General features: G+C 50.6%; 9 protein-coding genes. 4 read left to right on the top strand and 5 right to left on the bottom strand.

Annotated features, from left to right (window positions below; all coding sequences use genetic code 11):
• Positions 1–3 precede the first annotated feature (3 nt).
• Complete coding sequence (locus tag FEE96_RS11285) at positions 4–2,145, bottom strand: methyl-accepting chemotaxis protein (RefSeq protein ID WP_138163155.1); 2,142 nt, start codon at positions 2,143–2,145, stop codon at positions 4–6.
• A gap of 368 nt (positions 2,146–2,513) precedes the next feature.
• Positions 2,514–3,035 carry a single-stranded DNA-binding protein gene (gene ssb / locus FEE96_RS11280; protein ID WP_138163154.1) on the bottom strand — a complete coding sequence of 174 codons (522 nt, stop codon included), beginning with the start codon at positions 3,033–3,035 and terminating at the stop codon, positions 2,514–2,516.
• Positions 3,036–3,276: 241 nt separating this feature from the next.
• Between ssb and FEE96_RS11275 the strand changes: the two genes are divergently transcribed.
• From FEE96_RS11275 to FEE96_RS11260, 4 genes are all read left to right on the top strand, one after another.
• Positions 3,277–3,861 (top strand): lytic transglycosylase domain-containing protein, encoded by a 585-nt coding sequence (locus FEE96_RS11275; protein WP_138163153.1) that lies wholly within the window; start codon positions 3,277–3,279, stop codon positions 3,859–3,861.
• 129 nt (positions 3,862–3,990) lie between these two features.
• The gene (locus FEE96_RS11270) at positions 3,991–4,365 is read left to right on the top strand and encodes a hypothetical protein (protein WP_138163152.1); all 375 of its coding nucleotides are present in this window, start codon (positions 3,991–3,993) and stop codon (positions 4,363–4,365) included.
• A 132-nt stretch (positions 4,366–4,497) separates the two neighbouring features.
• A complete protein-coding gene (locus FEE96_RS11265) occupies positions 4,498–5,622 on the top strand; it encodes a cytochrome-c peroxidase (protein WP_138163151.1) in 1,125 nt (374 codons plus the stop codon).
• Between the two features lie 202 nt (positions 5,623–5,824).
• Positions 5,825–7,261 carry a tetratricopeptide repeat-containing sulfotransferase family protein gene (locus FEE96_RS11260; protein WP_171021678.1) on the top strand — a complete coding sequence of 479 codons (1,437 nt, stop codon included), beginning with the start codon at positions 5,825–5,827 and terminating at the stop codon, positions 7,259–7,261.
• A gap of 27 nt (positions 7,262–7,288) precedes the next feature.
• Here FEE96_RS11260 and FEE96_RS11255 read toward each other — a convergent pair whose 3' ends face one another.
• From FEE96_RS11255 to FEE96_RS11245, 3 genes are all read right to left on the bottom strand, one after another.
• On the bottom strand, positions 7,289–9,376 hold the full coding sequence (locus FEE96_RS11255) for a dipeptide ABC transporter ATP-binding protein (protein WP_138163149.1): 2,088 nt from the start codon (positions 9,374–9,376) through the stop codon (positions 7,289–7,291).
• Between the two features lie 87 nt (positions 9,377–9,463).
• Positions 9,464–10,678, bottom strand: a complete 1,215-nt coding sequence (locus tag FEE96_RS11250) for an ABC transporter permease (RefSeq protein ID WP_138163148.1) — start codon at positions 10,676–10,678, stop codon at positions 9,464–9,466.
• Between the two features lie 12 nt (positions 10,679–10,690).
• Positions 10,691–11,743 carry an ABC transporter permease gene (locus FEE96_RS11245; RefSeq protein WP_138163147.1) on the bottom strand — a complete coding sequence of 351 codons (1,053 nt, stop codon included), beginning with the start codon at positions 11,741–11,743 and terminating at the stop codon, positions 10,691–10,693.
• Positions 11,744–11,847 lie beyond the last annotated feature (104 nt).

Raw genomic sequence — 11,847 nt, 5'->3', positions numbered from 1 at the left:
TTACTAAGCGACCTGAGACCAATTATCATCTGATGAGAAGGCCGTTTCCTCCGAAACCGAAAATTGAGATATTAGTTGGTTCAGCTCTCCGGCTTGATGTGACAGCTGAACGGACGCTGCAGTGGTTTCTTCGACCATACTCGCATTTTTCTGGGTAACTTGTTCCAGTTCGCCAACGGCGCCGTTGATGTCTGACAACTGGTGAGCCTGTTCTTTGACCACCTGCGCAATTTCCTCCATCAAACCAGAGATTTTGCTCACCTGGTCGTTGACGTTGTCCATCGCGTTGCCTGCTTGGCCAACAAGATCAGCGCCTCTGTCGACCAGCCCAGAGCTGCGGTTTGTTAGTTCGTCGATCTGCCCGACGGCATCCGTGCATCGCTGCGCAAGGACACGGACTTCGCTGGCTACAACTGCAAAACCACGCCCAGCTTCGCCTGCTCGAGCTGCTTCGACACCGGCATTGAGTGCAAGAAGGTTGGTTTGGAAAGCGATGTCCTCAATCACTTTGGTAATCGCTGAAATGTCGCTAGAGGAAGTCCGTATTTCCTCCATGGCTTCCACTGTGTCGTTCACAACTGTGTTGCACTTGGCCACATCTGCACGAGCATTTTGCGCAATTTTTTCCACTTCATCCGCATTCTCGGCTGATTGGCGAACGCTTTGCGTCAACTCATTCATAGCAGAAGTGGTTTGTTCCAGCGCGTTGGCTTGAGATTCAGTTCGCTGCGCAAGACTGGTTGTGTTGGTCGAAATGGCTTGAGTGCCCTTTCCAACAGTGGTCGCCAGTTGGCTGACCGACATCACCGCCGTTTCTAAGGCTTGAGCAGAATCATTGAAATCCAAACGAAGCGTATTGAAGTCTTCGGGGAAGTCTTCCTCAATCCGATATGTCAGCATCTTTCTGTTCAAACTGGATAGCGCTTTGCCCACTTGCTGCGCCATCCAAGTTTGATCACGACGCGTTTTTTCCATTTCAGCGTCGGCAGTACGTTTTTCTAAGGCACCTTCGCGCAGGACCACAACGCTGCGCGCCATAGAACCCAACTGGTCTTTACGATTGGAGCCTGGAATTTCGATGTCTAAGTTTGATTCGCCAAGTTCTTTGAGCGCTTTGTTCAGTCCTGATAGGCCCCGACTGATATCTCGGGCAACCAAGATGGACAGGGTTAGGATGATCGCTACAAGCGCGCTCAAACCAGTAAGGTTTTGAATGAATCCATTTCGATTGCCGTCATCGAAGGCTTGCATGTCTGTGCGCATTTGCAAGATCAACGCGTTTTCCATCTCTTTCATTGCAGCCAAGGCAGCGGTAGCTGTTTCGGACCAGATTTCTTGCGTGATCGATTTGATTTCTGATTTGTTGCGAGCCAGAACGTTGTTTCGGATCGTCATCATGTTCTGGTAGTCTTCATTTTCCAGAAGGATCTTTAGTTGCTCATAGGCTTGTCCCGATGCAATGCTCTGGAAACTGCGGAAACGTTCCTGTGTACGTTGTGCCGCAATAGCTAGCTTTCGCACTCGTTTTGGGGTCCAAACTGCGGAAAATCCGAGTGAGCCAACTGCGCGTTCCAACCCAATTGAGTCTTTTGAAAGTACGAATATCGACATCGCCATTCCTTGCTCAGCGATGTTTTTGTCGTCAATGGTCAAGGCTGCTGCCAGTCCAATATCCACAAGATTGCTGTTGAGATTGGTATAAAAGCTCACCATTTCCGGGACGGTAACGTCTTGCTGATCAACGCTTTGTCGAACCACGTCCAATTGACCGATGGAGGCAATTACTTGGTCGACTTTGCCAAGTGTTTCGTCATGTAGAGTGCTCGTATCTACTTCCGATAGGACACTCTTGAACGATTGCGTCAGTTCGGTGTTTGCCGCTCTGATCTCTGACAATTCGGGAGAAGCGCTGGTGTCGTCGTTAGCGATATACGTCGCACTCATCCCACGCTCAGTTTGCAATCCATGAACAAGGTTACTCATAGTTTCAACGAGCTCACCGGTTACCGCAGTGTTGATCTGGGCCCGTTCATACAGGTCAAGAAGTCTGGAAACCGCAAACACAACGATCAGTATCATCGGGATAGCAACAAGCATCGCTATTCGAGTGCTAATCGGAAGCCTATGTAGAATATAGGTTGCCATGAAACTGATCTCCTCACTTCAGACGTTAGCTATGGTATGAAATTCCATATTTAAGATCAGGTTTATTTTTGGAGATTTGACTTGGCCTTTGCATGGAGTTCACGAACAAAGAAGATCGAAATTGATACAGTGTCTGCATATGCGGCGTGCTGGCGCAATTTGAGATTGCGGTTTTTGTTCAGATAATCGGAAAGAGTTGAACCGGGTCAAAGCTCAACACCGCTGGTTGTGGGCTACAGAATTCCTGATTTGTATGGGCTGTCGGCGCACGTCCCAATGTAGAACACAGCAAAAAGGGCTGACAAATGCCAGCCCTTCTCATCTATTGTTGAAACTTGCGAGAGTTTACCAACGAATTGCAGTAAACCTCAAAACGGGATCTCGTCGTCATCTATACTGTGGGACGGTCCAGATTGCTGGCCACCGCCAAATCCACCACCGCCACTCTTTGGTCCACTATCGTAGCCGCCGCCCTGGGGGCCGCTGTCATAGTTGCCACCGCCATAACTGCCGCCGCCTTCGCCACCGCCGCCTTCGCCACGACCATCAAGCATGGTCAGAGTTGAACCAAACCCTTGCAGCACGACTTCGGTCGAGTACCGGTCCTGGCCAGATTGGTCCTGCCATTTACGCGTTTGCAGCTGACCTTCAATATAGACTTTCGAACCTTTACGCAGAAACTGTTCTGCAACGCGAACAAGCCCTTCGCTGAAAATCGCTACGGAGTGCCATTCGGTTTTTTCACGACGCTCGCCAGTGTTTCGGTCTTTCCAGTTCTCCGATGTGGCAATGCGAAGGTTGCAGACTTTGCCGCCGTTTTGAAAGCTGCGCACTTCAGGGTCGCGGCCCAGGTTGCCGATGAGAATGACTTTGTTGACTGAGCCGGCCATGAGAGACGTGTCCTTGTTGCTGTATACTTGTTTGCGCGAATCTGGTCGCACCTCTTGTTGGCCACAGTATAGGCCGAGTGTCGGTGATAAAAGCAGACATCTGTGGATGAACACCCCAAAACTTACGGTGTCAGGACGACGATGTACGTTGGCACAAGCAAGGTTTTGCCGGTGCGCTTTTCATTTAAGGTGAATTCTATATATTGCGCTCAAGAAACGTGGGCGGGGCAGGTAGAGATTAATGCGCAAACTGGCTGTTGGTATGGTGATCGCGTCTTTGTCGGTTGGACAAGGGGCCAGTGCTGATATTTTTAGTACCAAGAGCCAAAGAAATCTCTTTGCCTCCCATGCGAGAGTGCTCGATGGTCGCGCAGCAAGCCAATATAACAACTCGGTACGCCTGCAACCTCCCAGCATCAATACTCCGACCAAATGGGGTAGCCTGCCATATGAGGGTAAATACCGGGGGGAATACTTGGAAATGGCTCGGGCGGCGGCGCGCCAGCACGACATACCCGAAGACTTGTTTCTGCGGTTGGTACAGCAGGAGAGCAATTGGAACCCCAATGCGAAGTCTCATAAAGGTGCAATTGGGCTTGCGCAGTTGATGCCGGCAACGGCGCGTGCACTTGGGGTCGATCCTGAAAAGCCAAAGCAAAACCTCGAAGGAGGTGCGCGCTACTTGGCGCGCCAGTATCAGAAATTTGGGTCATGGAAGTTGGCATTGGCGGCTTACAACGCAGGCCCAAAAGCGGTTGAAAAATATGGCGGAATTCCCCCTTATCGTGAGACCCAGAACTACGTGAAAAAAATCTGGGGCAGCTGACAAGCCTGCTTGTTCCGATCTACTTTAACTTTGCCTTAAGCTTGCCTTAATGCTTCGTTAACACCGCTTGGAAGTCTTTAGCCCACATTATTTTCGGTTGAGATTGCCACGAGTTTTGGAGGAAATGCCTTGATTACCAATAGTTTTGATCGACGTTTGAATCGTATTCAGTGGCAGCCCAGCGCGGTTCCAACACCTGAGATTGTGGATGGCATTCTCAATGTGCGACCGATGCCGGACCTGCGAGGGGCCGTACTAACATTGTTTGGCGCCATTTTGGGCATTCTGATCGGTGTCGGATTAAAGGGAATGGTGATACCTGGTACTACATGGGGCCCGAACAGCGGCCTAACAGGAGCGATTGTTGGATCGTTGTCGTTCGCTGGGCTTGGCTTATCGGTGCCGTTGGCAGCTTTAGGTGCCTACTGGCATAAGCGCCGCCCCTGGTTACTACAATTTTCGTCGATGAATCTACTGATGATCGTGGTGATTCTTCTCAGCTAAGTCGACGCCGGACGTTGGGGTGTATGTATAGGTGAATTTACCTGAGGAATTTAATCGGGAATTGCGCTAGATCAATGTCTATCATATGTGTTCACGGCAATGGGATGTAGCCCCCAAGGACACAAACTAAAAATGAAGATATTCCCCCTCGTTTTTGGCCTGAGTACACAGCTTTGCAGTGGCGCTTTGGCCGAGCCGATGAACACTTTGACCGAACTAGGTCAGGCGTTGTTTTTTGATGAGAACCTATCACTAAATCGAACCCAGTCCTGCGCTAGCTGTCATGATCCTGAAAATGGATTTGCGGATCCCAGACGCAGCGCCAATGGGGCCTACTCGCTCGGCGATGATGGGATTTCTTTGGGTGACCGGAATGCACCCAGTGCAGCCTATGCTGCATTTGTTCCAGGTTTCCATCAAACCGCCGAGGGAAACTGGGCTGGGGGCATGTTCTGGGACGGCCGTGCAGATGGATTGGAAGAACAAGCCAGCGGGCCACCTCTCAACCCAATTGAAATGGGGATGCCTGACAAGTGCTCTGTGGTTGGTCGTTTGGCTGAAAATCCCGACTATGTGGAGGCCTTCCAGTCACTGTTTGGAGCGGAGGTCTTTGAGCAAACAGATGTTGCATTTGACGCTATGACCCAGGCTATCGCCAGTTTTGAGCGAAGTGATGTGTTTTCCCCGTTCGACAGTAAGTACGACCGTTTTCTGCGAGGGGAGGTGGAGCTGACCAATCAAGAAGAGCTAGGTCGGTTGCTATTCTTTTCACAGCAGTTCACGAACTGTAATTTGTGTCATCAATTGAAGAGCAGCCCAATCGACCCGGCTGAAACATTCAGCAACTACGAGTATCACAATATAGGCGTGCCGGAGAATACTGTTGGGCGTGCTACCAATGGTGTTGAGCCTGGGACTATCGATCGGGGTTTGGGCAATAACCCGTTGGTGTCAGAGCTTGCACATCAGGGCAAGTTCAAGACCCCAACCCTTCGTAATGTTGCTGTGACGGGGCCTTACATGCATAACGGCGTGTTTCAGGATCTACGCACCGTTGTGTTGTTCTACAATCGCTACAACTCTCTTTCCGCGTCACGTCAAGTTAACCCGGAAACTGGCCAGCCGTTTGCCATGCCAGAGATTCCTCATAGTCTGTCGATGAAAGAGCTGACCCACGGGCCGGCTTTGGATGACAAAAGAATAGACGCCTTGGTCGCTTTTTTGGAGACATTGACTGATCGACGATCTGAACCCTAATTGGAGTGTGGTGCTTATTGTGCAGCTGAAACCGTATTTTATAGTTCCAGGAACGCTGTCTATGCTCTGAATGACGCGGCATTTTGTGTCTTGGGGGCGGACTGCGCCAAGAGATTACAGTTTACCAACAATTCACCTTAACTATCTAAATTGGCCGTTGTCACTGGTTCGTTCGAACCGTCAACGTCGGTTTGGATATCCTATGTCAATCATGCAGAACATTCAGCTTCCTAACGTTTCTGAGATCGCACCCAGCGGAATGGAGCGCTTTGCAAAAATAGACGAACTAATCGCGGAACGTGAGTTCCCTCTTGCACTTCCTATGTTGCTAAAGATGTTGCAAATTGACGCCAAATGCGTCGATACCCTGAACCGCGCTGCGATTTGTTATTTCGAACTTGGGGATGCCGCGACAGCACTGGCTTTGCTTCAGTTTATTACCGAAAATTGGCCGAAAAAATCAATTTATTGGGGTAAACTGGCGGAAATGTGTCAGTTTACCGGCGACATCGATGGGGCAATTGCCAACTACAAGCAGGCAATCAAAGTTGATCCCAACAACGTTTTGGCCATTTTTAAGCTAAATCACTTGGAACCGTTTAAGCGGGAGTCCAAACAGGTTTCCAGGCTTCGTAAACTGGACAAGGCAGGCAAACTTACCCAACGGGGGCAGGCGTTAGTATCCAGTACACTTGGGCAGATTGAAGCCAAAAATGGTCGCCATCGCGCAGCATTTCGTCATTTTGCACGCTCCAAATCGGCCAAGACTGGCGAGTTTCCTTTGGAGGACCTGAATAACCAAATAGACGCGCAAATTACGGATTTTCAACCTAGCAATGGAAAGCCTGCCACTGAGGGTGAACCTCGGATGATTTTTGTCTGTGGTCTCCCACGTTCTGGAACTACCTTAGTTGAGAACATTCTCAGCAGCCACGCGGATGTCGGTTCAATTGGGGAAAGTTTTGCACTGTCGCAAACTGTGACTGCAATTGGTAAGCGGCTGACCCCCGGTCAAAACAGGTGGCAGTGGTTGAAAAGTCGGACTGACGAAGAAATTTCCATTCTAAGAGAATACTTCCATCGGGTCGCGCTTAAGGGATTACCAAATGAGCACGGGGTGATCGTCGACAAGATGCCTCTCAACTGCCTTGATATTGGGGTTGCTCAGATGTTGCTGCCGGATGCCAAGTTCATTTTCATGGTTCGTCATCCATTGGACGTAGGATTGTCTAACTTCATTACCAACTTTCAGGATGGAAATGCATTTTCCCAAAAGTTGTCTTGGATCGCCCAAATGACACATGAAGTGTACCGATCGGCTGATGATTATAGCGCGAAACTTGCTGGGGCCATGCGCATGCAATCCTTCCGTGCACTCGTTGAAAACCCCGAAGAGCAAATTCGCAGAATGCTCGAACATACGGGGCTTCCTTGGCAGGATGCCTGTATGCACCCTGAACGGGGCGAGGCTGTTGTCCGTACTGCATCGTCCCTGCAAATCCGCAAAGGTATAAACTCCAAGGGCCTTGGCAAGTGGAAGACCTACGAAGATCAGCTGCAACCACTGTTGACGGCTCTGGGAGGAGAGGAATGGCTTTCGCATTGGCAGACAATAGATGAAGCAGCTGCTTCCAGCTGATCAACCATACCCTGCCTCTTGCGCTGACTACTCCGCTGCAATTTTGATCACTGGTTCCATTCGGGCCAGTGTTTCTTCGGCCAGATGGCATTTGATTTGATGCCCATTGGTCAGTTGCCGTACTGGTGGCACATCTTGATCACACAGTTCGTTTGGAACCTCACTCTTCCAACGACACCGGGTTTGAAATGGGCAACCTGACGGTGGGCTCATTGCAGATGGAATATCGCCTTCCAATACAATGTGTCGTTTCTCAACTGATGTGTCAGCAATTGGCACTGCTGATAGTAGCGCTTCGGTATAGGGATGATAGGGCGGCGAAAACACTTGGTCAGTATCACCAATCTCAACAACATGTCCGAGATACATGACCATAACGCGGTCAGACAAGTAGCGCACGATCGACAAGTCATGGCTGATGAACAGCAATGTGGTTTTCTCATTGCGCTGGATTTCCATCAGAAGATCTGTGACGGCAGCCTGTACTGATACATCCAGAGCAGAGACTGGCTCGTCCGCAACCACAATTCGTGCTCCACCAGCAAAGGCGCGGGCAATGCCAACCCGTTGCTTTTGGCCGCCAGAAAGTTGTCGAGGCATCCTGTCGGCAAAGGCACGCGGCAGTTTTACGAGATCCAGCAGCTCAAGCATACGTTGCTTGCGTGACGCATCAGATTCTCCAATGCCAAAAATTTCCAGCGCACGGACAATTTGCCGCCCAACGCTCATGGATGGGTTCAAAGTGTCAAAAGGGTTCTGGAACACCATTTGAATATCCGACACGGTGCCAGTATTGCGCTGATCAATTGGGGTTTGTTCGATGTTGTTGCCATCCAGCAGAATTTCGCCCTCTGTGGCCGTTTCCAAACCCATAAGCACCTTGGCGAAGGTGGATTTGCCGCAACCACTTTCTCCGACAATGGCGAGTGTTTCGGATTCTCGTGCTTCGAAACTCAAGGTTTCGTTCGCTTTTACGACTTTCTTATCACCCCCACTGAACAGGGCGTTGGCTGAGACTTCGTAGTATTTTTTCAGGTTGTCGATTTTTAGAACGACTTTACCAATCTCGGCTTTTTCCTTTTTCTCCGGGACAGAAACTGGGGCTGACCAGTCGATTTCCTGAAACTTCACACAGCGGCTTTGGTGACGTACATTTCCAGGGACTTCCCGCATCTGAATTTCCTGCGCATCACAACGGCCTTCTTCGAAGTAATCGCAACGGGGGCCAAAGTTGCATCCATTTGGTCGTTCGTGAGGCAAGGGAAAATTGCCCGGTATTGCAACAAGAGGATGAGCATTTTTGTCAGCGCCTGGAAGTGGAATGGAACGGAACAGCGCTTGGGTATACGGGTGCTGCATCTCATCGAACACCTCTTCAATCGACCCTCGTTCAACAGCCTCGCCAGAGTACATTACGCAAAGCCGGTCACAGGTTTCCAGGATCAGGCCAAGGTTGTGACTGATGAACAGCATCGAAGTGCCATACTTTTTACCCAGATCGCGAACCAGTTCAACCACGGCTGCTTCAACAGTCACATCCAGAGCAGTGGTTGGTTCATCAAGAATAAGCAGTGAAGGCTTGGACATAAGCGCCATGGCGATCACAATGCGCTGTTGTTGGCCGCCGGACAGTTGATGTGGAAATGAATTGAGCATCCGCTCCGGGTCAGGCAAGCGCACATCTGTCACAACTTCCAGTGCCCGTGCGTAAGCGATGCTACTACTTACGCCTTCATGAATCATGGGCACTTCCATCAGCTGTTTGCCGATTTTCATAGCCGGGTTTAGCGATGCCATTGGTTCTTGATAGATCATTGCGATTTCGTTGCCACGGATGTCACGCAGCTCGTCAGGGCTCATTTCGGCCAAGTCTTGACCTTTGAATTTAATCGAGCCGCCTACGACCCGACCATTCTTGCCAAGATCCTGCATTACGCCCAGCGCCACAGTTGACTTGCCGCAGCCGGATTCCCCCACCAACCCCACTGCTTCGCCTGGCATTACGGATACTGAAAAGTCCATTACCGCAGGAATTTCACGCAGTCGGGTAAAGAATGAAATCGAAAGTTTGTCGATCTCCAGAATGGGGCCGTCATAGTCTGCCATTTTGTTCATTAGTCTTCTCCCTGCCGATGTCTGGGAATAATGCATCCCCTCATCAGGCCAAAATAGTTTGGGGGTCTGGGGCCGCGGACCCAGACATCAGTCCTTCAGGCTTTCTTCACGCAGGCCATCAGCCAACAGGTTCAGGCCAAGGACCAGGCTCAACAATGCCAGTGCTGGCGGCAGGGCAGGGTGCAGATAGATCGACAGCAGTTTTCGACCATCGTTAATGGTGCTGCCCCAATCCGGACTTTCCGGTGCCAGCCCCAGCCCAAAGAATCCCAACGTACCAAGAAGGATGGTTGTATACCCAATGCGCAGGCAGAAATCGACGATCAGTGGCCCGCGGGCATTGGGCAGGATCTCCCATAACATGATGTACCAAGGCCCTTCACCACGGGTTTGGGCCGCGGCCACATAGTCGCGTGTTTTGATGTCCATGGTCAGCCCGCGTACGATACGAAAGACCGTTGGTGAGTTTACAAAAACAACCGAGACAAACACCACTAACAGACCTGGGTCGATATCAAAAAAGTCGAGCACTCGCGGCAGGCCATAGATGCTGTAGTCCGCAGTGCGGATTAGGTAGCCTCCGTTTGACACCAACTGCAGATAGAGCCAGATGGCCAATCCAAGAACCCCAATCAGCAATGGTGTTCGCAGGCTTGGCCGAGTGTGAAACCGAGAGTTCAACAGCACTGCCAGGAAAATGATAGGGAACACAAACAGTACCATCGCCATATAGTTCGGAACGCCGGACTTAACGATCTCTGGAGTCACCAGAAGGTAGAACAACAAGATCACAGGGAAGGCCAGGATCAAGTTTGCCAGGAACGATAAGAACGTGTCCAATTTTCCGCCGTAGTATCCGGCTGGGAGGCCCAGTGTAATGCCAACCATAAAGGCAAACACGGCTGCCATTGGAGCGATCTTGATAACTTCCCAAGCGCCTTTGATCAGTCGCGAGAATACATCACGCGCCAGATTGTCACCGCCAAGCAAATACCATTGGTATTCTCCCTCTTCGGGACTGCGGAGTGGGGTTCCCGGGATCTTGTTCTTCATGCCCGACACTTGTGACAGTTCGTCATGGGTGACGATCATGTCCATAGCACCAAAAATACCAGCAAACACCCAGAACATGACCAGAGCAAAGCCGATCATGCCGATCGGGCTGTCAAACAGTTTACCGTATAATCCCAGTCGCCGTTTGAACGCGATAGACAGCGCGTATAGGAAAATTAGTGAAATCCAGACTGGTGAAAGCTGTGCCAGAATGCGGATGATAATCTCAACTGTGCTGAGAGGGTCCATTTTCTTCCTCCCTTATGAGATACGAATGCGTGGGTTGAGGTAAACATAGCCGATGTCTGAAATCAGCTGTGTCAATAAGACGACAACAACGGAAACCACGGAAACCGCTAGCAGTAGTTCGATGTCGTTGTTGCCTGCGGCCTGTACCAATACCCAACCAAAGCCTTTGTAATTGAACAAAGTCTCTACGATAACCACGCCATTCAAGAGCCAGGGGAACTGGAGCATGATGACGGTAAAAGGCGCGATTAAGGCGTTACGCAGCGCGTGTTTCACGACGATGTTGTAAAAACTGACGCCTTTTAGTCGAGCGGTGCGGATATACTGCGCTGTCATGACTTCGGTCATGCTGGCGCGGGTCATACGGGCAATATAGCCCATGCCATACAAGGCGATGGTAAGCACCGGCAAAAAGAAGTTTTCGAATGTTGGGTTATCCATCGCCGAGGTCGCGGTACCCTTGAACCATTTCAGGCCCACAGCAGAAGAGGTGAAAATGGCGATGAATATCACGCCAGAAACATATTCAGGTGTTGCTGTGGTCAGGATTGAGACCGTTGACAAAGATCTGTCGGTAAGGGTGCCTTCACGCATTCCGGCAAGAACTCCGATTAACAGCGCCGAAGGTACCATTAGAACCAGAACCCAAAACATCAGCCGCCCGGTCAATGACAAGCGCTTACCAACGATAGTAGAGACTTCATCTCTGAATACCGTGGAATACCCCCAATCCCCTTGAATAATGCCGCAAAATGTTGGTGCCATTGCTGCGTCTTCGGGGCTAACCGGTCCAGATATGCAACGACCCGTTACCTCGTTTTCTACAGTGCGAGTCCAACCCGGAAATACGCCAAGCCATTGACCATATTTAAGCGCTGTAGGTTGGGAGTAGCCATTTTTGTCCAACCAGCTCGTAACCTCAGCGTCGGACATACGCATGTTGCCCTGCGTCTTGGCCAGTTTCTCGAGGTTAGCGTCAAGGTTGGTCAGAAAGAAAACGATAAACGTCAGGCACAGTGCGGTGAAAATCATCACACTTAGTCTGCGAAGGATGAACAGTCCCATAGGGTCCCCTGTTGCTCAGGCAGCGCCTGGACCTGTCTGGTGCAGGTCTTGCTGTTTTTGGCGGGTGCCGGGAAAAGTCGCCCCTTTTTCGGGGCGACTTCATA

The organism is Parasedimentitalea maritima (assembly GCF_005771405.1).
Taxonomy (GTDB): Bacteria; Pseudomonadota; Alphaproteobacteria; order Rhodobacterales; family Rhodobacteraceae; genus Parasedimentitalea; species Parasedimentitalea maritima.
This window is presented reverse-complemented; position numbering and strand designations above follow the sequence as displayed.